The 21,189-nt window shown below is 69.9% G+C and carries 20 protein-coding genes; 6 read left to right on the top strand and 14 right to left on the bottom strand.

Translation table 11 applies throughout. The features are described from left to right. Positions 1 to 106: 106 nt before the first annotated feature. The gene (locus tag ACFXI4_RS08825; protein ID WP_358920416.1) at positions 107 to 403 is read right to left on the bottom strand and encodes a (2Fe-2S)-binding protein; all 297 of its coding nucleotides are present in this window, start codon (positions 401 to 403) and stop codon (positions 107 to 109) included. A 301-nt stretch (positions 404 to 704) separates the two neighbouring features. Here ACFXI4_RS08825 and ACFXI4_RS08820 point away from each other — a divergent pair, with 301 nt between their 5' ends. Continuing rightward, a complete protein-coding gene (locus ACFXI4_RS08820; protein ID WP_384989012.1) occupies positions 705 to 1,736 on the top strand; it encodes a helix-turn-helix transcriptional regulator in 1,032 nt (343 codons plus the stop codon). Positions 1,737 to 1,991: 255 nt separating this feature from the next. On the opposite strand, the gene ACFXI4_RS08815 is transcribed toward ACFXI4_RS08820, so the two are convergent. Next, on the bottom strand, positions 1,992 to 3,044 hold the full coding sequence (locus ACFXI4_RS08815; protein ID WP_384989011.1) for a LuxR C-terminal-related transcriptional regulator: 1,053 nt from the start codon (positions 3,042 to 3,044) through the stop codon (positions 1,992 to 1,994). Between the two features lie 281 nt (positions 3,045 to 3,325). After that, positions 3,326 to 4,432: a sugar ABC transporter substrate-binding protein gene (locus ACFXI4_RS08810; protein ID WP_384989010.1), complete on the bottom strand. Its 1,107-nt coding sequence runs from the start codon at positions 4,430 to 4,432 to the stop codon at positions 3,326 to 3,328. Between the two features lie 292 nt (positions 4,433 to 4,724). On the opposite strand from ACFXI4_RS08810, the gene ACFXI4_RS08805 reads away from it, so the two are divergent. Continuing rightward, positions 4,725 to 7,139: a PA14 domain-containing protein gene (locus ACFXI4_RS08805; protein WP_384989009.1), complete on the top strand. Its 2,415-nt coding sequence runs from the start codon at positions 4,725 to 4,727 to the stop codon at positions 7,137 to 7,139. Between the two features lie 57 nt (positions 7,140 to 7,196). On the opposite strand, the gene ACFXI4_RS08800 is transcribed toward ACFXI4_RS08805, so the two are convergent. From ACFXI4_RS08800 to ACFXI4_RS08780, 5 genes are all read right to left on the bottom strand, one after another. Then, complete coding sequence (locus ACFXI4_RS08800) at positions 7,197 to 7,643, bottom strand: heat shock protein transcriptional repressor HspR (protein ID WP_351708068.1); 447 nt, start codon at positions 7,641 to 7,643, stop codon at positions 7,197 to 7,199. Between the two features lie 5 nt (positions 7,644 to 7,648). Then, on the bottom strand, positions 7,649 to 8,824 hold the full coding sequence (dnaJ, locus tag ACFXI4_RS08795; RefSeq protein ID WP_362717132.1) for a molecular chaperone DnaJ: 1,176 nt from the start codon (positions 8,822 to 8,824) through the stop codon (positions 7,649 to 7,651). 36 nt (positions 8,825 to 8,860) lie between these two features. Then, on the bottom strand, positions 8,861 to 9,520 hold the full coding sequence (grpE, locus tag ACFXI4_RS08790; protein ID WP_362717135.1) for a nucleotide exchange factor GrpE: 660 nt from the start codon (positions 9,518 to 9,520) through the stop codon (positions 8,861 to 8,863). Continuing rightward, entirely contained in the window at positions 9,517 to 11,355 is a 1,839-nt protein-coding gene (gene dnaK / locus ACFXI4_RS08785; protein WP_384989008.1) for a molecular chaperone DnaK, read from the bottom strand. The genes grpE and dnaK overlap by 4 nt, the downstream gene beginning before the upstream one ends. A 94-nt stretch (positions 11,356 to 11,449) precedes the next feature. Then, on the bottom strand, positions 11,450 to 12,469 hold the full coding sequence (locus ACFXI4_RS08780) for an MraY family glycosyltransferase (protein WP_384989007.1): 1,020 nt from the start codon (positions 12,467 to 12,469) through the stop codon (positions 11,450 to 11,452). Between the two features lie 260 nt (positions 12,470 to 12,729). On the opposite strand from ACFXI4_RS08780, the gene ACFXI4_RS08775 reads away from it, so the two are divergent. Further along, positions 12,730 to 15,012 (top strand): (Fe-S)-binding protein, encoded by a 2,283-nt coding sequence (locus ACFXI4_RS08775; RefSeq protein ID WP_384989006.1) that lies wholly within the window; start codon positions 12,730 to 12,732, stop codon positions 15,010 to 15,012. A 72-nt stretch (positions 15,013 to 15,084) separates the two neighbouring features. On the opposite strand, the gene ACFXI4_RS08770 is transcribed toward ACFXI4_RS08775, so the two are convergent. Continuing rightward, positions 15,085 to 15,300 carry a DUF4177 domain-containing protein gene (locus ACFXI4_RS08770; protein WP_352222334.1) on the bottom strand — a complete coding sequence of 72 codons (216 nt, stop codon included), beginning with the start codon at positions 15,298 to 15,300 and terminating at the stop codon, positions 15,085 to 15,087. A gap of 96 nt (positions 15,301 to 15,396) precedes the next feature. Beyond that, the gene (locus ACFXI4_RS08765; protein ID WP_362721949.1) at positions 15,397 to 15,825 is read right to left on the bottom strand and encodes an Ohr family peroxiredoxin; all 429 of its coding nucleotides are present in this window, start codon (positions 15,823 to 15,825) and stop codon (positions 15,397 to 15,399) included. A 199-nt stretch (positions 15,826 to 16,024) separates the two neighbouring features. Between ACFXI4_RS08765 and ACFXI4_RS08760 the strand changes: the two genes are divergently transcribed. Together ACFXI4_RS08760 and ACFXI4_RS08755 are read left to right on the top strand one after the other, a co-directional pair. Next, positions 16,025 to 16,228, top strand: a complete 204-nt coding sequence (locus tag ACFXI4_RS08760) for a hypothetical protein (protein WP_384989005.1) — start codon at positions 16,025 to 16,027, stop codon at positions 16,226 to 16,228. Between the two features lie 44 nt (positions 16,229 to 16,272). Then, the gene (locus ACFXI4_RS08755) at positions 16,273 to 16,833 is read left to right on the top strand and encodes a CGNR zinc finger domain-containing protein (RefSeq protein ID WP_384989004.1); all 561 of its coding nucleotides are present in this window, start codon (positions 16,273 to 16,275) and stop codon (positions 16,831 to 16,833) included. Here the strand turns inward: ACFXI4_RS08755 and ACFXI4_RS08750 are convergent. After that, entirely contained in the window at positions 16,778 to 17,419 is a 642-nt protein-coding gene (locus tag ACFXI4_RS08750) for a TetR/AcrR family transcriptional regulator (protein WP_384989003.1), read from the bottom strand. The genes ACFXI4_RS08755 and ACFXI4_RS08750 overlap by 56 nt on opposite strands. Before the next feature lie 123 nt (positions 17,420 to 17,542). Here ACFXI4_RS08750 and ACFXI4_RS08745 point away from each other — a divergent pair, with 123 nt between their 5' ends. Continuing rightward, positions 17,543 to 18,313, top strand: coding sequence for an SDR family NAD(P)-dependent oxidoreductase (locus tag ACFXI4_RS08745; RefSeq protein WP_384989002.1), 771 nt, complete (start codon positions 17,543 to 17,545; stop codon positions 18,311 to 18,313). 34 nt (positions 18,314 to 18,347) lie between these two features. On the opposite strand, the gene ACFXI4_RS08740 is transcribed toward ACFXI4_RS08745, so the two are convergent. The 3 genes from ACFXI4_RS08740 to ACFXI4_RS08730 form a co-directional block, all read right to left on the bottom strand. Next, positions 18,348 to 19,484 (bottom strand): sugar ABC transporter substrate-binding protein, encoded by a 1,137-nt coding sequence (locus ACFXI4_RS08740; RefSeq protein ID WP_384989001.1) that lies wholly within the window; start codon positions 19,482 to 19,484, stop codon positions 18,348 to 18,350. 142 nt (positions 19,485 to 19,626) lie between these two features. Beyond that, positions 19,627 to 20,202, bottom strand: a complete 576-nt coding sequence (locus ACFXI4_RS08735) for a hypothetical protein (protein WP_384989000.1) — start codon at positions 20,200 to 20,202, stop codon at positions 19,627 to 19,629. A gap of 95 nt (positions 20,203 to 20,297) precedes the next feature. Next, positions 20,298 to 21,140, bottom strand: coding sequence for an alpha/beta fold hydrolase (locus ACFXI4_RS08730; protein ID WP_384988999.1), 843 nt, complete (start codon positions 21,138 to 21,140; stop codon positions 20,298 to 20,300). Positions 21,141 to 21,189: the final 49 nt, after the last annotated feature.

The following is a 21,189-nucleotide window of genomic DNA, read 5'->3' as shown; positions in this document are numbered from 1 at the left end:
GCCTACCGCCCCCAACATCCCGGCGGCCGCCTCCGTTTTATCGGGCCTGGCCCCCCCCGCTGCGGGGGGAAGTACCTGAGCGATCTTTTACGACGGGGGAATCGCGTCAGGCACTGCGGGGGGTGGCCGAGATGGTCCTCACGTCCGGGACGTCCGGCTCAGCCAGCCGATGGTCCCTCTGGTCCAGGTTCACAAAGATCATTCCGTACCGGACGGCGCACCGCACGGGCTGCGGCGCACCCCGGGGCTTACGCAGGCACCGGTAGGCCCGTACGTCCTCTTCCTCGTCCCGCGTGACGACGACCGGCTCACCGAAGACGGTCACCATCAGCGAGTCACCGCTGTGGGGGATGGCGGTGACCAGGTCGATGAAGTGCCAGCCGGAGCGGTAGGCGGTGGCCATCTCACGGCGGAAGGATCGGTCGTCGGGTGGGGTGGTCACGTCAGCTCCCGGTTCCTTCCACGGTGTCCACGGCAACACTCGGCCAGCTAGTGTTGGCCTGAACATCACCCTTCGCCTCGGAAACACCACTCCACGCAACGAGGGCCGCGACGACGGAGCAGGTCGCGACAAGCACCGAGCGAAGCAATTTCCCGCGCATGTTCGACTTCGTCCTCACTTGAAGTTCCTGCTTCCCCGTCTTCTACGACGATGGCTCATTCGGGCACGTCATGGCCACACAATCAATGCATCATGTTCCTGCATGTTCAGGACCCTGGGGGGTGGAGATTTGATAACGAATCAGACGAAGGAGACACATCCCCATGCGGTGACGGAATTGTGTGAGGACGGTGCCCGCATCTACTCCACAGCTCTACGCACGGGACGCGTCGCGCGCGCGGAGGTGGACGCGGCCCCCTGCCTGATGGAGTTCGCCCTGCTCCACCCAGATCCGGACGACCCGGACTGGCTGCGTCCGGTACCTCCCGCTGTGGCCCTGGCGCGGCAGCTCAGCCCTCTCGAACGCGAGATCTCCGAACGCCGGCGTCTGTCGACCGAGCTGGCCGAGTCGTTCGAGCCCTTCATGAGACTGGGTACCCAGGTCACGGCGAGCAGCGACTCGATCGCCGTGCTCGAAGGCGGCGAACGTATCAACGCGGCACTCAACCTGGCCACGGCCCAGTGCCAGGCGGAGGTGCTGAGCGTCCATCCGAGCGAGCGCGTCTCCGAGCGCAACGTGCTGCTCGGGATGGAGCGCGACCGGCCGCTCGTCGAGCGGGGGGTCCGTATCCGCACCCTGTACCAGCACACGGCGAGACACAGTCCGGAGAAGCTGGCCTACGCGGCCTTTCTGGCCGACGGCAAGGCGGAGTACCGCACGATCGACGAAGTCGTGGAGCGCCTGATCATCTGCGACGAGACGGTCGCCTTCATCCCCATCCGGGACGACCAGCAGGTCGCCCTCGAGGTACGCCACCCCGGCCTGGTCCGCTACCTGATCAAGGTCTTCGAGTTCATGTGGTCCCGCGCGGTGCCCCTGAACATCGACGGGCCGTACGAGGCGGCGCCCGACGGCATCACGGAGATTCAGCACTCCATCGCGAAGCTGCTGGTGGAGGGCCATGTGGATGAGGCCATCGCACGTCGGCTGGGCATGAACGTCCGCACCTGCCGCGCCCATATCGCCAAGCTGGCCCAGGCATTGGGCAGTGGCAGCCGCGCCCAGCTCGGCTACCTGATCGCGCAGTCGGGGATGCTGAACAGCGGGGACGCTCCCGCCGGACCGGAGGGCTGAGGGGAGCCTGGTGGCCGGGTCAGCGCCGCGGCAGCCCTGGAGGCGCCCTGGCTGCCCGGCTCGGGGCGTCCCAGCACGCCCCCGGCGGTCCCCGGCCGGATGAAGCCCGTCACGCCCTCCGCGGCCCCGCACCGGCCGCCGCGGGGCGACACCGGGGCGCCCGGCCGGAACGGGCCGCCGGACCGGCCGTGGCGGCCGTCGCGGCGCTGCCTGCCGCCTCCCTCGGCAGCGAGAGCCGTGCCCGGCTCGGCTGCCTCATCGCACGCTCGGGGATCCTTGACCGGGAAGGCTGACCGCGGCCGGCGGTCCGCTCGTCTCGCCCGGCGGCCGGTCCAGCCCCACCTGTGCTATCCGCACGCCCAGTTGGGTACGGCTGGCGGCGCCCAGCGTCTCCGAGAGGCGGGCGATGTGGGCACGGCAGGTGCGGACGCTGATGCCCAGGCGTTCGGCGATCACCGCGTCCTGGTGGCCCTCGGCCAGCAGCGCCGCGATGGACTGCTCCCGGTGCGAGATGCCCTCGATGCCGGTGTCGGGAAGCGGCGCGGTGAGGGGGATGGCGAGGCGCCAGAGGCGTTCGAAGACGGTGACGAAGTACTCGACCAGGGCGGGGTGGCGCAGTTCCAGGGCCATCGTGCGGTCGGCGTTGGCGGGGATGAAGGCGACCGTGCGGTCGAACAGGATGAGACGGTCGATGACCTCGTCGAGGGTCCGGGCCTCCACCGCGTCGCCCATCAGCTCCAGGTAGTTGAGCAGGCCCTGGCCGTGCCGGGCGACATGGGTGTACAGGTCCCGCATGCGCACGCCCCGGCCGCGCAGGGCGACCGCCCGGTGCAGCCCCTCGGTCAGCTCCGACTCACGGCGGATACCGCCCGGCTGCACGGTCAGCACCTCGCTGGTGCACGCCTCCGTCGCCTCGTCCATCGCCGCCTGGATCCGTGACAGCCCGTCCAGGACCCGGATGGCCGCCGTTCCCTCCGCGGAGGCCGACGCGACCTGCAACTGCCGGCCCAGACCGGCGTACCACTCGAAGGCCGCGACCGCCGAGCCCACCCGCCGCTGGCTGTCGGTGACCTCGTCGTGGACCCCGCGCAGCAGCCGGGTCATGACCTCCTGCGGGGAGGTCGGCACCAGCCAGTCCATGTCGTCGGGGTCCGGGTGCAGCAACGCCAGCTCCAGCAGACAGGGCACCGCGTCGGCGTCCTTGCGCGGTACCCGGCCCCGGCGCACGGCACGGGAGTACACGCGGTCCCCGGCGGCGCACAGTCGGTCGGCACCGTGTGGATGCTTGTCCGTCCCGTGCCCGGCCATCGCCCATTCCACCCCCGGTTTGCTGCCTCATCCGCAGCGCAACTATGAGCGGTCCTGACCGGGTCCGCAACACGGCTCTCCTGGTGCCGGGTGCCGTGTCGTACGTATACGCACCACTATCTCCCGGCCTCCGCAGCCCGCACTGCAACAAGATGACGGTGGCGGTGGCGGGGCGCCGGTCCGGCCTCCCCCGACGGGGCAGGCGCGTCGCGCCGACCCCCGCGGGTGAACGCGTGGCGCCCCGTCGGACTGACCTGATCCGGCCGGCCGGCCGGGCCCTGCTACTTGAGGCCGGCCGCCTCACAGGCGCTCTTGTAGTCGGGGGTGCAGATCTGCGAGATCTTGTAGATGCCGTCGGCGACGACGGTGTCCTTGATCTTGCTCTTCGTCACGGCGCTGACCTGCACCAGCTGCGCCGGGATGTCCTTGTTGGTCGGACTGTCGACCTGGTCCTGGGTGAGCGCGTCGAACTGGATGTCCTTGCCCTGCACCTTGTAGACGGCCATCTGCGCGGCGGCCTCGGCCTCGTCCGGGTAGGGCTTGTAGACGGTCATGTACTGCTGGCCGATGAGGATCCGCTGGATGGCGTCGAGGTCGGCGTCCTGGCCGGTGACCGGCGGCATGTCGGTGACGCCGGCCGCCTTGAGGGACTTGATGATCTCGGCCGCCATGGCGTCGTTCGCGGAGTAGACGGCGGCGACGTTGTCCTTGCCGATCTCGCCGATCGCCCTGGTGGTCTCCCTGCCGGCGGTCGGCGGGTCCCAGTCCTTGGTGTCGTACTCGGCCGAGATCGACACCTTGCCGTCCAGCTCGGACTTGGCGCCCGCCTTGAACTGCTTGGCGTTCGGGTCCGTCGGCGAGCCGTTGATCATGATGATCTTGTCGGAGAGCCCGGCGTCCGGACCGAGGGCCTCCAGCAGCGTGCGGGCCTGTACCTCGCCCACCAGCTCGTTGTCGAAGGAGACGTACGCGTCGATCGGGCCCTCGGCGAGGCGGTCGTAGGCGATGACCGGGATGCCCGCGTTCTTCGCCTTCTTCACCGTGGGTGCGATGGCGTGCGAGTCGACCGAGTCGAGGATGATGACGTCGGTCTTGTCGTCGATCATCTTCTGCATCTGCTCGGCCTGCTTCGAGGCGGACGACGAGGCGTTCTGGTAGTCGACCTTCCCCTGCTTGTTGGTGAGCTCCGCGATCTTGTCCGCCATGATCGGGTAGTCGAAGTTCTTGTACCGGGTGTTGATGGTGTCCGGCATCAGCACACCCACGGTGATGTCGTTGCCCTTGGTGGGGCTCGCGGTGGTCGACGATCCCGTCGCGTTCAGCACGCCGCAGCCGGCGAGCGAGAGGGACATCGTGGACGCGGCCACAAACATGGCTATACGACGCATTCGGGGGCTCACTTCAGGTGCGTTCCGGACATGGGGCTGCTTGCGACCCAGATGTCTGAAAAGACAACGCGTACGCCGTACCCGGCGTCAAGCGGAACCACTTAACGAGTGCGCAACACTACGCTCCGCAGTGTCTGTGAAGGCCATGCGGAATCCCCTCCAAACACCTTTTACGGACCCTCCATCCAAAGGGAGTTCATGGGGAGGCAAAGATCAGTACAACCAACTCCTTTCCTCAGGAGTCACATCGGCAACGGCATCGCCCGTTGACCGGATACGACCAGAGGATCGAATGAAGCCAGCCAGACGCACCGTGGCGGGCGCCGCGGTGCTTGCCACCGCCGGCACACTGCTCGCCGGCGCGGTCCCCACCGCCTCGGCGGTCGCGAACTGCACCTCGCCCGTCTACAAGCGGGAGTTGTTCGCGAACACCACGTTTCGGGGCACACCGAAGAAGACGGACTGCGACTCCGCGATCAGCGAGAGCTGGAGCGGCGCGCCCGCCTCCGGCCTGCCGAAGGACAGCTTCGGCGTCCGCTGGACGGTGACCCGCGACTTCGGCTCCGGCGGCCCCTTCGCCCTCGCCGTCTCCGGACTCGACGGCATCCGGGTGTACGTCGACGGCGGCCGCAAGGTCGACCTGTGGAAGAACACGACCGGCACGGTGAGCAGGACCGTCAACGTCACGATCCCCAAGGGCAGGCACACCCTGCGGATCGACTACGTCAACTGGACCGGCGCCGCCAAGGTCAAGTTCACCTACACGCCCCGCACTTCGGCGAGCACCGACAAGGTCAGACCGCTCACGCCGAGCGGCACCTCCCTCTCGTACGACACGGGCACCGGCAAGGCGAAACTCACCTGGTCGAGGAACAAGGAACTGGACCTGGCGGGCTACCGGGTCTACCGGCGCGTCAAGGGCTCCTCCTTCGGCAGCAGGCCCCTGGCCACGACCGCCTCCACCACGTACACCGACACCCCGCCGAAGACCGGCGCCACCTACTACTACGAGGTCCGCGCCCACGACAAGGCGGGCAACCAGTCCGCCGGCAGCGCCGACCTGGGCGTCACCACGCCCGACAGGACCCCGCCCGCCGCGCCGTTCGTCGAGATGGACAGCTGCCCGGCCGACCAGCCCCACCCCGGCCCCGAACTCGTCACGACCGCGGAGAACGCGGCGGACATCGCGATGTACGAGATGCAGCGGCAAAACCCGGTCACCGGCGGCTGGACCACCGTGTACACCGGTACCAAGGGCGCGATCTGCGACACCGGTTACCCGGCCGACGGCAGCAAGGTCACCTACCGGGGCCGGGCCCGCGACGCCGCCGGGAACTGGTCCGTGTACTCGGCCGCCGCCACGTTCACCACCAGCGACCAGACGCCTCCGGCGACCGCGGCCGACGCCCGGTCGGAGTACCGCTCGGGCGTGCCCCACCTGCTGTGGTCCCCGGTCGACGGCGCCGTCTCCTACCAGGTCCTCCAGTACGACCCGGCGACCGGCGGCTATGTCGACGCCCTGCCCGGCACCGGCACCGCCGTCCACACCACGAAGGCCACCGACGTCGTCCCGCTGCAGCGGCTCGCGGTCGCCGACGGCTACCGGTACGCGGTGCGCTCGGTGGACGCGGCGGGCAACGCCGCCGCCCCCGTGGAGGTCACGCTGACGATGGCGGACCGCACGGAGGCCGTGCCCTCCTTCCGGACCAGCGCGAGCCGGTTCGACGAGGGCGTGATGGTCGAGTGGAGCAGCGCCGACCCGTGGACCTTCGGCGAGGACCGGCCGCTGCTCACCTACCGGGTCGTCCGCACCGACAGGGCGACCGGTGTCAGCAGCACCGTGACCGGGTGCAAGCCGAACGACTCGCGGGACCTGCCGCTGACGGACCCTTACACCTACTGGACCTGGACCGGCGACGACGCCCCGGCGTACGCCGGGGACCGGCAGATCAACGGCTCGTGCTGGGACGTCTCCGGCGCGTCCGAGACGACGTACGACTACACGGTCGTGACGATCGACCCGTACGGCCACGAGTCGCGGCCCGGTCCGGCCGCCACGGCGACCACGCCGGACACCGTGCGCCCGGGTCCGGTGGAGGACCTGACGGCCGACCCCGTCCCGCTGGGGGTCCGCCTGACCTGGACGCCGCCCGCCGACGACGACGTGACCGAGTACTACGTGTGGCAGGGCACGACCGACCCGGACACCGGCGAGACGGTCTGGAAGAAGAACTGCTGGACCTCGAACTCGTCCGAGACCGGGATCATCTGCCCGACCGTCCCCGACGGCGCCACCCACGTCTACCGTGTGGCGGCCGCGGACGGTTTCTACCAGTACGGGAACGAGGGCCCCGACTTCTTCCACACCGCGACCGTCTCGGTCGCCCTGCCGGACAGCCGGCCGCCCGGCTGGACCACGACCAGTGTCCGTGCGGACCGTTACCCGGAGCTGTACGTCGACTGCTCGCAGAGCTCCGGCCTCGGCGACTGCTCCCGGTTCGCCGCGTACCGCGTGGAGCGCTGGGACCCCGCCACGGCCGCCTACGTCACCCTCTCCGAGGGCCCGGCGGGCAGCACCTCGTTCTTCATGGACACCACCGTGTCCGGGGACGAACTGGGCCTCCACTACTACCGGGTCGTCCGCCTGGACGCCTCCGGTGCCGAGGCGTCGGTCACCGAGGCCGCCTACGGCATCTGGGACTACTGACCGCACGCCGAAGGGGCCCGGAGGACATGTCCTCCGGGCCCCTTCGCGCAAGTACCGCTAGTCCTTGGCCTTCTTAGGCCGCCACACCACCAGCGCGCTGGTCTGCTGGACCTCCTGGTACGGGACCAGGTCGCGGCGGTAGGAGGCGTGCACCGCCGCCTCCCGCTGCCGCATCGCGGCCGCGGCGCCGTCCAGGGCCGCCTCCATCTCGGCCACGCGGGCCTGGAGCGCGGCGACCTGGTTCTCCAGTTCGATGATGCGTTTGATGCCGGCCAGGTTGATGCCCTCGTCCTGCGACAACGCCTGCACCTGGCGGAGCAGTTCGATGTCGCGGGCCGAGTAACGGCGCCCCCGCCCGGCCGTGCGGTCCGGGGAGACCAGGCCGAGGCGGTCGTACTGGCGCAGCGTCTGCGGGTGCAGTCCGGAGAGCTGGGCCGCCACCGAGATGACGTAGACCGGGGTCTCCTCGGTCAGTTCATACGGATTGCGCCGACGGCCGTCCATCTCTGTCATGCTCCCTTCGCAGCCTCGAACAGCTCGGCCCGCGGGTCCTCACCCGCGGTCGCCTCGCGATACGCCTCCAGCGCGTCACGAGCATTCCCCGACAGGTCCTTCGGAACACTCACCTCGACGGTGACCAGGAGGTCGCCGCGGGTGCCGTCCTTGCGGACCGCGCCCTTGCCACGGGCGCGCATGGTGCGGCCGTTGGGCGTGCCCGGGGGCAGCTTCAGGGTGACCGGCGGTCCGCCCAGGGTGGGCACCCTGACCTCGCCGCCGAGCGCCGCCTCGGTGAAGGTCACCGGGACGGTCACCGTGAGGTTGTCCTCCTTGCGGCCGAACACCGGGTGGGTGTCGACGTGGACCATGACGTACAGGTCACCGGCCGGGCCACCGCGTTCGCCGGGTGCGCCCTTGCCGCGCAGACGGATGCGCTGACCGTCCGTCACCCCGGCGGGGATGCGGACCTGCATGGTCCGGGACGACTTGGCTCGGCCGCTGCCCTTGCAGTCCGGGCAGGGGTTCTCCGCGATCAGGCCGCGGCCCTTGCAGTCGGGGCAGGGGTCGGTGAGCGAGAAGCCGCCCCCGGATCCCCGCGCCACCTGGCCGGTGCCGACGCAGGTCGGGCACACGCGCGGCGTGCCGTTCACGTCGCCGGTGCCCGAACAGGCCTTGCAGGGTGCCTGCGAGGACATCCGCAGCGGGACCGTGGCGCCCTCGATGGCCTCCGTGAAGCTGAGCGTGACCTCGGACTCGATGTCCTGGCCACGCCGGGGCTGGGTGCGCGCGCCCGCGCCGCCGCCCCGGTTGAACAGGCCCCCCAGGACGTCACTGAAGCCGCCGCCGCCCCCGCCGAAGCCGCCGCTCTGGGGGTTGCCCCCGAAGAGGTCGCCCAGGTCGAAGTTGAAGTTGCCGCCGCCCGCGCCCGGCCCCGGGCGGAAGCCGCCGTTGCCGAAGAGGGCGCGTGCCTCGTCGTACTCCTTGCGCTTCTTGGGGTCGCCGAGTATGTCGTTCGCCTCGGAGATCTCCTTGAAGCGCTCCTCGGCCTTGGCGTTGCCCTTGTTGGCGTCCGGGTGGAACTCGCGGGCGAGCTTCCGGTACGCCTTCTTGATCTCGGCTTCGGTGGCGTCCTTGGGGACGCCGAGGACCTTGTAGTAGTCCTTCTCGATGAAGTCCTTGGTGCTCATCCCCGACGCCCCTCCTTCCGCGTGCTACCTACGACTTCAGCCCTCCTCAGGGCCGTTGTCCTTCTCGTCCCCGGCCCCCGGTGCCTCTTCGGACCCGTCGGCCTTCGCCGCCGTCGCTCCCGGCTGCGGTTCGGCGACCGCCACCCGCGCGGGGCGGATGGTGCGCTCGCCGATGCGATACCCGGGCTGCAGAATCGCCACGCACGTCGTCTCGGTGACGTCCGGCGCGTAGCTGTGCATCAGCGCCTCGTGGATCGTCGGGTCGAAGGGCTCGCCCTCCTTGCCGAACTGCTGGAGCCCCATCTTCGCCGCGACCGTCTCGAGCGACTCGGCCACCGACTTGAAACCGCCGACCAGTTCGCCGTGTTCCCGGGCGCGGCCGATGTCGTCGAGCACCGGGAGGAGCTCGGTCAGGAGGTTCGCGATGGCGACCTCCCGGACCGTGATCCGGTCGCGCTCCACCCGTCGGCGGTAGTTCTGGTACTCGGCCTGCAGTCGCTGGAGGTCCGCGGTGCGCTCACCGAGCGCGGTGCGCACCTGGTCCAGCTGTGCCGTCAGACCGGCCAGTTCGCTTGCGTTTGCGTCCCCGGCCGGGGCCGCCCCCTGTGTGGGAGCGGCCTTCGGCTCGGCGTCGTCGGAGGTGGCGCCGGAGGGGACGTCGGGCTTCTCCTCGAAGCCCGGGGTCTCCTCCGTCACGCGGCACCGTCCTTGCGCTCGTCGTCGACGATCTCGGCGTCCACCACGTCGTCGGCGTCACCGGCAGCGCCGTCCGCGGGACCGCCGGCGGCCTGCGAGGCCTGGGCGTCGGCGTACATGGCCTGGCCCAGCTTCTGGGAGACGGCCGCGACCTTCTCGGTGGCGGTGCGGATCTCGGCGGTGTCCTCGCCCTTGAGCGTCTCCTTCAGCTCGGCGAGCGCGGCCTCGACCTCGGTCTTGATCTCGCCCGGGACCTTGTCCTCGTTGTCCTTGAGGAACTTCTCGGTCTGGTAGACGAGCTGCTCGCCCTGGTTACGGGTCTCGGCGGCCTCGCGGCGGCGGTGGTCCTCCTCCGCGTACTGCTCGGCCTCCTGGCGCATCCGGTCGACCTCGTCCTTCGGCAGCGAGGAGCCGCCGGTGACGGTCATCTTCTGCTCCTTGCCCGTGCCCAGGTCCTTCGCGGTCACGTGCATGATGCCGTTGGCGTCGATGTCGAAGGCGACCTCGATCTGCGGGACACCGCGCGGGGCCGGCGGCAGACCGGTCAGCTCGAACATCCCGAGCTTCTTGTTGTACGCCGCGATCTCGCGCTCGCCCTGGTAGACCTGGATCTGCACGGAGGGCTGGTTGTCCTCGGCGGTGGTGAAGATCTCGGACCGCTTGGTCGGGATCGTCGTGTTCCGCTCGATGAGCTTGGTCATGATGCCGCCCTTGGTCTCGATGCCGAGGGACAGCGGGGTCACGTCGAGGAGCAGGACGTCCTTGACCTCACCCTTGAGGACACCGGCCTGCAGGGCGGCGCCGATGGCGACGACCTCGTCCGGGTTGACGCCCTTGTTGGCGTCCTTGCCGCCGGTCAGCTCCTTGACGAGCTCGGCCACGGCGGGCATACGGGTGGAGCCGCCGACGAGGACGACGTGGTCGATCTCGCCGAGCTGGATGCCGGCGTCCTTGATCACGTTGTGGAACGGCGTCTTGCAGCGCTCCAGCAGGTCCGCGGTCAGCTGCTGGAACTGGGCGCGGGTCAGCTTCTCGTCCAGGTGCAGCGGGCCCTCGGCGGACGCCGTGATGTAAGGCAGGTTGATCGAGGTCTCGGTGGACGAGGACAGCTCGATCTTGGCCTTCTCGGCGGCCTCACGGAGGCGCTGGAGGGCCATCTTGTCCTTGCCGAGGTCCACGCCGTGACCGGCGGCGAACTGCTTGACCAGGTAGTCGACGACGCGCTGGTCCCAGTCGTCACCACCGAGGTGGTTGTCGCCGTTGGTGGCCTTCACCTCGACGACGCCGTCACCGATCTCCAGCAGGGACACGTCGAAGGTGCCGCCGCCGAGGTCGAAGACGAGGATCGTCTGGTCGTCCTTGTCGAGGCCGTAGGCGAGCGCGGCCGCGGTGGGCTCGTTGACGATGCGCAGGACGTTCAGACCCGCGATCTCGCCGGCCTCCTTCGTCGCCTGGCGCTCGGAGTCGTTGAAGTAGGCCGGGACGGTGATGACCGCGTCGGTCACCTTCTCGCCCAGGTAGGCCTCCGCGTCCCGCTTCAGCTTCTGCAGGATGAACGCGGAGATCTGCTGCGGGTTGAAGTCCTTCCCGTCCAGCTGGATCTTCCAGTCGGTGCCCATGTGACGCTTCACGGACCGGATGGTGCGGTCCACGTTGGTGACCGCCTGACGCTTGGCGACCTCGCCGACCAGAACCTCGCCGTTCTTGGCGAAGGCGACGACGGACGGCGTGGTCCGGGCACCCTCGGCGTTGGTGATGACGGTGGGCTCGCCGCCTTCAAGAACGCTGACGACAGAGTTAGTCGTGCCCAGGTCGATGCCGACCGCACGTGCCATGGTGATTTCCTCCAGCTGACTTGAGTGGAACGGACTCAAGTGTGCATCAAGCCCGGCCGCGGGTCAACAGAGCTGAGTCGTACCGACTCAACTCTTATCCGTTCCTTACACGCAGGTGGCCGCTGACCTGCGTGGATTCCAGGCACCGGGGCCCATAGACCGGCACCCGAAGGAGGAGCAGCACGACGCTGACGGTGACGCAGGCGACGCATGTGGCGCCTGACCGCCCGACCCAGCCGCCGTGCACGAGCACCCCGACGAGCACCCCCGCGAAGGAGCCGACCCCCAGGACCACCGTCGCGCCCGGCGGGGTGAGCCCGAGCCGCCGCAGCCGGTGCGCGAGATGGTCGGGCCCGCGCCGCAGCACCGGCCGTCCGGCGAGCAGCCGCGACAGCACGACGAGCAGCACGTCGGCGCTCGCGACGGCGGTGAGCGCGAACAGCACACCCGCGCTGGCGAGGGGGTCGTACCCGGTCCTGGTGATCAGCGCGGCCGCGGCCAGCACGAACCCGGCGAACAGCGCGCCGGTGGCGCCCAGCGCGATCCGGGCGGGATGCCAGTTGTGCATCAGGAACCCGGTGAGCGCGGCCGCGAGGACGCTCAGCAGCACGGCCAGCCCGTCCATCACCTCGGCGGCGGCGCAGGCCCCGACCCCGAAGGCGGTGACCACCCCGACGGTCCCGGCGAGTCCGTCCGCGTGGTCGAGCCCCTTGAAGGCGACGGCGACGAAGGCGATCCACCCGACCCCGAGCAGCCCCTCGACCACACCGAACTCCTCGTACGGCACCACGCAGGCGGCCGCCACGGCCGTACCGAGGAGCAGGAACCGGGTCTTCAGCCGCCACACGTCGGCGACCAGTCCGAGCAGCGCCACGGCCCCCCCGGCGGCCAGCAGCTTCCCGACGCCGGTACCGAGCGGGGCGACCCCGCTCCAGTCGCCGGCACCGGCGACCAGACAGGTGGCGCCCACGACGGCCAGGCCGCCCAGCACCGGGACGGGCCGCGCGCGCCGGCGGTCGACGAGCCCCAGCCGCAGTGCGAGCGGCCGGATCAGCGCGGCGAGGACGGCGGCGAGCAGCAGGGCGGTGGTGGCGGCGGCGATCCCGTAGAGCACAGGTCTAAATTAGACCCTAATGTAACAATTCCGTACGGATAACACGAATAACACGATCCCTTTGCCGCCGCACTTCGGCGACAGGCCAGGACCGCCGCTCAGGCGGACCTCAGCGATTCAGATCACCTCGCGCCTGACTACAGTGCGAGTAAAGATGCGGGTAGTCTCAGACCGACTACATAAGTTACCGCTTAGTAATTTCGGGAACCCTCTCTCGCGAAGAGACCCGAAGAGAGACCTCGCAGGCCCGAGGAGCCCCCATGCAACTCGCCGCGATCATCGTGTCGCTGGTTCTGATCGTGGTCGGCGTGGCGTTGTTCGCCCGCGCCGTCCTCCAGATCTACAACTTCATGCGGCTCGGTCAGAACGTGCCCGCCGGCACCCGTACCGACGAGCCCGTCCAGCGGACCGTCACGGTGGTCAGGGAGTTCCTGGGCCACACCCGGATGAACCGCTGGGGCATCGTCGGCGTGGCGCACTGGTTCGTCGCGGTCGGCTTCTTCTCGCTGCTGCTGACGATCGTCAACGCCATCGGCCAGCTGTTCCAGGCCGACTGGCTGCTGCCGGTCATCGGCGAGTGGGCGCCGTACAACGTCTTCGTCGAGTTCATCGGCACCATGACGGTCCTCGGCATCCTGGTGCTGATCGTCATCCGCCAGCTGAGCAAGCCGAACCGTCCGGGGCGCAAGTCCCGCTTCGCCGGCTCCAACTTCGGCCAGGCGTACTTCGTCGAGACGGTCATCCTGGTCGTCGGTGTCTGCATCTTCATGCTGCACGCCCTGGAGGGCGCCCAGCACCACGTGGAGTCCTACGAGGCCTCCTTCTTCATCTCGTACCCGGTGGTCCACTGGCTCGGGGGCATGGACGTCTCCACGCTCCAGAACCTCACCTACTTCTTCGCCGGCCTGAAGATCGCGACCTCCTTCATCTGGATGATCGTGGTCGCCCTCAAGACCGACATGGGTGTGGCCTGGCACCGCTTCCTGGCCTTCCCGAACATCTGGTTCAAGCGCAACGCCACCGGTGAGACCTCCCTGGGCGCCCTGCTGCCGATGACCTCCGGCGGCAAGCCGATCGACTTCACCGACCCCGGTGACGACGACGTCTTCGGCGTCTCCCAGGTCGAGCAGTTCTCCTGGAAGGGCCTGCTGGACTTCTCCACCTGCACCGAGTGCGGCCGCTGCCAGTCGCAGTGCCCGGCCTGGAACACCGGCAAGCCGCTCTCCCCCAAGCTGCTGATCATGTCCCTGCGGGACAACGCGCACGCCAAGGCGCCCTACCTGCTCGCGGGTGGCGGCAAGACCGTGGAGGGCGAGGAGAAGGCGTCCGAGGAGCAGCTGGCGGGCGTGCCGGCCGCGGCCCTCGCCGAGGCCGAGCGGCCGCTGATCGGCACCGCCGAGGAGAACGGCGTCATCGACCCGGACGTCCTGTGGTCCTGCACCACCTGCGGCGCCTGCGTCGAGCAGTGCCCGGTGGACATCGAGCACATCGACCACATCGTCGACATGCGCCGCTACCAGGTGATGATCGAGAGCGCGTTCCCCTCCGAGGCGGGCACGATGCTCAAGAACCTGGAGAAGAAGGGCAACCCCTGGGGCCTGGCCAAGAAGCAGCGCCTGGAGTGGCTCAAGGAGGTCGACTTCGAGGTCCCGGTCGTCGGCCAGGACATCGAGGACCTCACCGAGGTCGAGTACCTCTACTGGGTGGGCTGCGCCGGCTCCCTGGAGGACCGCGCCAAGAAGACCACCAAGGCCTTCGCCGAGCTGCTGCACATCGCGGGCGTCAAGTTCGCGATCATGGGCGGCGACGAGAAGTGCACCGGCGACTCCGCCCGCCGCCTCGGCAACGAGCCCCTGTTCCAGGAGCTCGGCATGGAGAACGTCATGGCTCTGAACATGGCGTTCGGCGAGGAGCTGGACGACGACGGCAAGGTGACCGAGGAGTCCCGCAAGCCGAAGTCGGCCAAGAAGATCGTCGCCACCTGCCCGCACTGCCTGAACACCATCGGCAACGAGTACCCGCAGCTCGGCGGCGACTACGAGGTCATCCACCACACCCAGCTGCTCCAGCACCTGGTGGACGAGGGCAAGCTGGTCCCGGTCACGCCGGTCGAGGGCATCATCACCTACCACGACCCCTGCTACCTGGGCCGCCACAACAAGATCTACACGCCGCCGCGCGAGATCATCGCGAGCGTCCCGGGCCTGCGCAACGAGGAGATGCACCGCCACAAGGAGCGTGGCTTCTGCTGCGGCGCCGGCGGTGCCCGGATGTGGATGGAAGAGCGCATCGGCAAGCGCATCAACAACGAGCGGGTGGACGAGGCGCTGTCGGTGAACCCCGACATCGTCTCCACGGCCTGCCCGTTCTGCCTGGTGATGCTCACCGACTCTGTCAACGGCAAGAAGAACGACGGCAAGGCCAAGGAGTCCGTCACGGTGGTCGACGTGGCCCAGCTGCTCCTCGACTCGGTCAGGACCCCGGTGGACCCGGCGGGCGCCGCGGAGCCGGAGAGCGCGCCGGAGCCCGAGCCGGTGAAGTGACCCGTCCGCACAGCCGGAACGCCCCCCGACCCACTGCGGGTCGGGGGGCGTTCCGGCTGTGCCGCGGTGCGGTCAGCCGCGCGGGCGCTCGAAGGTCAGCAGCAGGCCCTCGACGGCGCCGGGACCTATCCGGCCCTTGACGTCGGCGGAGGTGATGGCCTTGAGGCCCCAGCCGTCCTCGGCGTGCTTGTTGAGGACCTTCTCCAGCTTGTCGCTGTCCAGCGCGTCGCCGATCAGCGACTCCCGGAAGGTGACGACCTTGTACTCGTACGCGTAGGCACTGCTCATGACCGAGGGATCCTCCTGCCGGCGGGGCCGGGTCGGGACGGGTTGCCGGAGCCAGACAATCACCCCGGGGCGCCGCCGCGCACCGCGGGACCGGAATCAGCTGACGGCGGTGGCGTCGACGGTCACCGGGATGTTGCCGCGGGTGGCCTTGGAGTAGGGGCAGATCCGGTGGGCGGCGGCGCCCAGTTCGGCGGCGGTGGCCTGGTCCACGCCGCCGAGTTCGACGTTGAGCACGGCGGCCAGGCCGAACTCCCCGTCGTCACCGTGGTGGAGGGTGACCTCGGCGGTGATGGCGGTGCTCGTGAGCCGGACCTTGCGCTCCGCGGCGGCGCGGCGCACGGCGCCCAGGAAACAGGCCGCCCAGCCGGCCGCGAACAACTGCTCGGGGTTGGTGGCGTCACCGGCCCCGCCCAGCTCCTTCGGGATGGCGAGCGTGGTCCGCAGGAGCCCGTCGGCGGACTCGACCCGGCCGCCGTTGCGGCCCTCTCCGTCGACGTTCACAACGGCGGTGTAACTGACGGCCATGACGGTTCTCCTTTTTTCGTCACCTGTTCGAGCGGTGATCGGATACTTGCAGGCGATCACATCACCAGTCAAGCCGGTGACGAAATGAGGGTCTCACCGGCACATATCGATACTCCCCCGGGCGACATCACTCTCTTGACTGGTGACGAACCTCGTGCAACAGTCACTGCACACGGGGCCGGACGAAGGGAGTTCAGCGATGGAGAGCCGGAACACCGCGGGGACCACGGACGACGCTGCGGCGCTGCGGCGGGCGCGGTTCGGGGCGCTGCCCGCGCGCGTCCGCTACGAGGACATGGTCCAGGAGCACCCGGCCACCCCGGCCGACCCGGCCCGGTTCGCCCATGACCCCGAGCGGTCGTGGGCGTCCTTCTCCTGCCTCGCCGCCGACCTGGGCCTCTGAGTGCCGGGCTTGATGACAGAGGAGTCACCCGTCAGAATGGTGATGTGAACCTCGATCACGTCTTCGTCTGCGGAAACCCGGCCCTCGACTTCGCCGCCACGCTCCGGGCTCGCCGTTCGGTGCGCTTCGAGATGTTCGTGACGCCGGACAGGCTCGACGCCTGGTACGTGGAGTCGGGCCTCGTGGACGCGGTCTCGCCCGGCGAGGAGGCCGACGTCGAGCAGGCCAGGACCGTACGCGAGGCCGTCTACCGGCTGGTGACCGCCCGCCGGCTGGGCGAGGAGTACGACGGGGCGGCGCTGACCGTGCTCAACAACGCGGCACGCAGGCCGCCCGCGGTGCCGCAGCTCACCCCGTCCGGGCGCTGGACGCAGGCGACGCCGCAGGAGGCCCTCTCCATGGTGGCGCGGCACGCCGTCGAGCTGCTGAGCGGGCCGGACGTGCCGCTGCTCAAGGAGTGCGAGAACCCGGAGTGCACCCGCACCTACATCGACCGTTCCCGGGGGATGCGGCGACAGTGGTGCGGAATGGAGTCCTGCGGCAACAAGATCAAGGCAGCCGCCTACCGGGCCCGCAAGAAGACCGCGCCGCCGGCGGCCCGCTGACGCGCAGGTACTCGATCCCGTTGTCGAGGGCCGCCTTGAGGTGGGTCGAGTCACCGGTGGACATCATGAGGGAGACCCCGCCCTGGATGCCCGCGAGCAGCGCGGCGGACGCGCGGTCGACGTCGAGCTCCGGCGACACCAGCCCGTTCGCCTGCAGGGCGCGCATGCCGCCCGCGAGCTGCTGCTGCCACTGCCGCATCAGCCCCGTGACGATCGCCCGTGCGCCCGGTCCGGCCCGCCCGACCTGGAGGAACAGTGACCCCAGGGGGCACTGGTCGCCCTGGAGCTCGTAGCGTTCCACCACCACGTCCCGCCACTGCTGCCAGGACTCCCAGGAGTCCAGCCGCCCCAGGTGGGGCTGCTGGTCCGCCAGGACGCGGTCCGCCTCGAAGCTGGCCACCGCGAGCAGCAGGGCGTCCTTGCCGTCGGGGAAGTAGTGGAAGAGCTGGCTCTTGCTGGTGCCGGTGCGGCTGCGGATGTCGTCGAGCGTGGTGGCGGCGACACCCTGCGCCCGCAGCACCTCGGCGGCCCCCTCGACGATCCGGGCCCGGGTGGCCCGTCCCTTCGCGGTCAGCGCTTGCGTCATCCGAGGCCTCCTCCGGCTCAGCCGGTGCCCGGCCGATTTTCTGGACTTGCCGGTCCATTTTATGCGACGCACAGTGGACCGCGCACCGCTCGGCACAGGAGACGGACTTAGGGAGACGGCATCATGAGTGAACGGCTGCGGAACAAGACGGCCCTGGTCACCGGATCGACCAGCAACATCGGGCAGGCGATCGCCGAGGCGTTCGCCGCCGAGGGGGCCCATGTCATCGTGTCCGGACGCAACGCGGAACGGGGCGCTCAGGTCGTGGCGGGGATCCGCGCGTCCGGTGGCCGGGCCGACTTCGTGGCGGCCGATCTGGACGGCGGCCCGGCGGCCTCCCAGGACCTGGCCGCCCGGGCCCGGGAAACCCTGGGCGGGCGGATCGACATCCTGGTCAACAACGCCGGCATCTATCCGGCCCCGGGTACCGCCGACACCGACGAGAAGACGTTCGACCAGGTCTACGGGGTGAACGTGAAGGCGCCTTTCTTCCTGACCGCCGCCGTCGCCCCGGCGATGGTGGCGGCCGGCGGCGGGGTGATCATCAACCTCGGCTCGTGGATCGCCCGGCTCGCCGTCCCCGTCGGCGCGCTCTACAGCTCCACCAAGGGCGCGATGGAGACCCTCACCCGGGCCTGGGCGGCGGAGTTCGGCCCCCAGGGCGTGCGGGTCAACGCCGTCTCACCGGGCGTGGTCCTGCCCCCCACCCCGCCCGGCGCGGAACCCCACCCGGGCGAGGTCATGATGAAGGGCACCCCGGCCGGGCAGGTCGGCACCCCGGACGCCATCGCCCACGCCGTGGTCTGGCTGGCGAGCGACGAGGCGGCCTTCGTGCACGGCACCGTGGTGGACGTCGACGGGGGCAGGACCGGGGTCGCCGTCGTCGCCGCCTAGTGCGGCGGCCCGTCGACGGGCCGTCGGCGGGCCGTCACTCCAGACCGATCGCCGCGCAGTCCGCCGCGTACTTCGGGGTGCAGATCCGGCGGACCGAGTAGACGCCGTCCGCGACCACCGTGTCCTTGATGTTGTCCCGGGTGAGGGAGACCACCGGCACCAGGGTCGCGGGGATCTTCCGCCCGCCGGAGCCGTCCACCTCGTCGCGGGTCAGCGCGTCGTACTGGATGTCCTTGCCCTGCACCTTGTACACGGCCATCTGGGCGGCCTGGGTGGCCTCGTCCAGGAAGGACTTGTAGACGGTCATGTACTGCTCGCCGGAGACGACCCGCTGGACCGCGTCCAGGTTGGCGTCCTGCCCGGTGACCGGCGGGATCCGGGTGGCCCCCGCCTCCTTCAGCGCGTCGATGACGGCGCCCGCCATGCCGTCGTTGGCCGAGTAGACGGCGGCGATGTTCTTGAGGCCGACGGCCCGGATCGCCTTCCTCATGTTCGACTCGGCGGCCGCCGGCGACCACTTGGCGGTGTCGTACGCCTTGGCGATCCGGACCCGGTTGCGGAACTCCTCCATGGCGCCCTCCTTGAACCACGCCGTGTTCGGGTCCGCGGGGTCGCCGTTCATCATGACGATGTCACTGGTCTCCGCCTTGCTGCCGAGCGCCGTCATGATGGCGCGGCCCTGGACCTCGCCGACGAGTTCGTTGTCGTGCGAGACGTACGCGTCGATCGGGCCCCGGGCGAGCCGGTCGTAGGCGATGACCGGTATGCCGGCGTCCTTCGCCCTGCGGACCTCCGGTTCGACCGCCCTGGCGTCGACCGCGTCCACCAGGACGATGTCGACCTTCCGGTCCACCATCCGCCGGAACTGCCGGCTCTGCGTGGCCGGGTTCGCGTCGGCGTTGGCGTAGACGACCTTGCCCTTGCCGTGGGTCAGGGATGCGACCTCCTTCTCGAAGATGGGGTGGTCGAAGGTCTCGAACCGGGCCGTGTCCCTGTCGGGCAGGAGCAGACCCACCGTGATGTCGTCGCCCTTCGCCGCGGTCGCGGAGTCACCGCTCCCGCCGATGCCGTCGACGGCGCCGCACGCGGTGAGCGCGAGCGCGGACGTGGCGGCGGCCAGGGCCAGGGCGATACGGGGCACGGGGGTGCCGCAGAGGACAGGAGCGCTCACATCAGGCGCCTTCCGAGTGGGGGGAGCATCATGCGCAACCGATGATGTGAAGGAAGCAAACGCGGCGCGGCCGGGCGCGTCAAGCCGTGGAAGCAGCAGCTCTGTTGGGCGGCACGGACGACAGGACGATGATTGTCGCAGGTCAGAGCGGTGTCGATGGCGGGGCGGCCGGCAGGTCCACGAATGTGCGGATTCCGGTGGGCCCGAGTCGGGGATCGGTGAAGGCCGTGTGACGCCCCGTCGCTTCGCGGCCGCTATCACCGAAGCCGGGCGGCGCCAGGGCCTCGAGCGCGGACAGCGCACCGTGGGAGGCCGGGGACGGTGGCCCCGACTCGGGCGGGACGGCACGGAGGGCGCCGCACTGGACCGCCACGGCCCGCAGCGACAGGTTGCTCAGCCACAGCGGCGGTCCGGCCCGTGCCGGCCGCAGCTCCGGGACCGGTCGCGCCGTACCCCAGGGGGGTGTGGATGTGGTGGTGCCCTCGTGGGCGTACGGGTCGCTCACCGCGACCGGCACGGTGTCCCGGAAGCCGGCCTGGGCCATGGGCACTTCGGCGTCGGGGGCCGCCCGGGGGTGCAGGCGCCGGGCGGGCTCGGCCGTCGTCCGCGCGGAGGTGGTCGTGGACAACGACCGGCTGAGCTTCGAGGTGGTCTCCGGCGGCTGGCCGACGGCACCGCCGGCCCCGGCTTCTGGTCGGCCGACTGCCTTACGGATCACGCCGGTTCGGGAATCCGGAAGGTGCGCCCACGACCGGTCGAACCGCGGGACGGCGTGTACGGCATCCAGGCGTCGCACCCTCCGGCGGCCGGCCCCTACTGGTGTCCGGCGTCCCGGGCCGCGGTCACGATGAGGGCCGTGACCTCCTGCGGGTGGGAGATCATGGACACGTGCGAGGAGTCGATGACGACGGTCTTGCGCGCGTGCGCGCGCTTGGCCTCGTACTTCTCCAGGCTCGGGTTGATCGACCGGTCCTGGCTGCCGACGAGGACGTAGACCGGCTTGTCCCGCCAGGCCGCCGCGGTGAGCTTGTCACCGAAAGCGGACTGCGCGATCGGCCGCTGCGTCGCCGCCATGACGGCCGTCTGCTGCTGCGAGAGGTCCTGGGCGAAGACGGCGCGGAGTTTGCCGGGCTGCACGTACAGGTCCGTGCCCGTGGTGCCGTCGCCGTTGCGGAACGGCACCTGCTGGAGCGCCTTGGTGAGCGGGACGGCCGGGAACTTGGCGGAGAGGCTGGAGAACGACTCGCCCTTGTCCGGCATGATCGCGTTGATGTAGACGAGCGCCTTGACGTTGTCGAGCCCGTCGGCCGCCTGCGAGATCACCTCGCCGCCGTAGGAGTGTCCGACCAGGACGACCGGCCCTTTGACCGTCTTCAACAGGCTGTTCAGATACGTGGAGTCCTGGGGTATTCCGCGCAGCGTGTTGGGCGGGGCGATGACGTGGTAGCCGTCCCGCTGCAGGCGCTGCACCACCGCGTTCCAGCTGGACCCGTCGGCGAACGCCCCGTGCACGAGCACCACGGTCGGTTTCTGGCCTCCCGGGGCCGCGCTCGCGCCGTCCGCCGCGTGCGCCGGCACCACGGTCAGCGCGGCGAGCACCGTCACCCCCAGGGCCAGCCTGCCCTTGCCCGATTTAAAGATCCCAGAGGCGGTCATGTGCTTCCACTTCCTCGGCGTGCAAAGGAGAAAAAGGAGGACCGAAAGG

Source organism: Streptomyces sp. NPDC059224, from assembly GCF_042754285.1.
Classification (GTDB): Bacteria; Actinomycetota; Actinomycetes; order Streptomycetales; family Streptomycetaceae; genus Streptomyces.
This window is presented reverse-complemented; position numbering and strand designations above follow the sequence as displayed.

What these genes read in the sequence shown, in the direction of transcription:
- ACFXI4_RS08825 (WP_358920416.1), bottom strand. Translation starts at nt 403, where the DNA reads ATGGCCACCGCCTACCGCTCCGGCTGGCACTTCATCGACCTGGTCACC.
- ACFXI4_RS08820 (WP_384989012.1), top strand. Translation starts at nt 705, where the DNA reads ATGTTCAGGACCCTGGGGGGTGGAGATTTGATAACGAATCAGACGAAG.
- ACFXI4_RS08815 (WP_384989011.1), bottom strand. Translation starts at nt 3,044, where the DNA reads ATGGCCGGGCACGGGACGGACAAGCATCCACACGGTGCCGACCGACTG.
- ACFXI4_RS08810 (WP_384989010.1), bottom strand. Translation starts at nt 4,432, where the DNA reads ATGCGTCGTATAGCCATGTTTGTGGCCGCGTCCACGATGTCCCTCTCG.
- ACFXI4_RS08805 (WP_384989009.1), top strand. Translation starts at nt 4,725, where the DNA reads ATGAAGCCAGCCAGACGCACCGTGGCGGGCGCCGCGGTGCTTGCCACC.
- ACFXI4_RS08800 (WP_351708068.1), bottom strand. Translation starts at nt 7,643, where the DNA reads ATGGACGGCCGTCGGCGCAATCCGTATGAACTGACCGAGGAGACCCCG.
- dnaJ (WP_362717132.1), bottom strand. Translation starts at nt 8,824, where the DNA reads ATGAGCACCAAGGACTTCATCGAGAAGGACTACTACAAGGTCCTCGGC.
- dnaK (WP_384989008.1), bottom strand. Translation starts at nt 11,355, where the DNA reads ATGGCACGTGCGGTCGGCATCGACCTGGGCACGACTAACTCTGTCGTC.
- ACFXI4_RS08775 (WP_384989006.1), top strand. Translation starts at nt 12,730, where the DNA reads ATGCAACTCGCCGCGATCATCGTGTCGCTGGTTCTGATCGTGGTCGGC.
- ACFXI4_RS08770 (WP_352222334.1), bottom strand. Translation starts at nt 15,300, where the DNA reads ATGAGCAGTGCCTACGCGTACGAGTACAAGGTCGTCACCTTCCGGGAG.
- ACFXI4_RS08765 (WP_362721949.1), bottom strand. Translation starts at nt 15,825, where the DNA reads ATGGCCGTCAGTTACACCGCCGTTGTGAACGTCGACGGAGAGGGCCGC.
- ACFXI4_RS08760 (WP_384989005.1), top strand. Translation starts at nt 16,025, where the DNA reads ATGGAGAGCCGGAACACCGCGGGGACCACGGACGACGCTGCGGCGCTG.
- ACFXI4_RS08750 (WP_384989003.1), bottom strand. Translation starts at nt 17,419, where the DNA reads ATGACGCAAGCGCTGACCGCGAAGGGACGGGCCACCCGGGCCCGGATC.
- ACFXI4_RS08745 (WP_384989002.1), top strand. Translation starts at nt 17,543, where the DNA reads ATGAGTGAACGGCTGCGGAACAAGACGGCCCTGGTCACCGGATCGACC.
- ACFXI4_RS08730 (WP_384988999.1), bottom strand. Translation starts at nt 21,140, where the DNA reads ATGACCGCCTCTGGGATCTTTAAATCGGGCAAGGGCAGGCTGGCCCTG.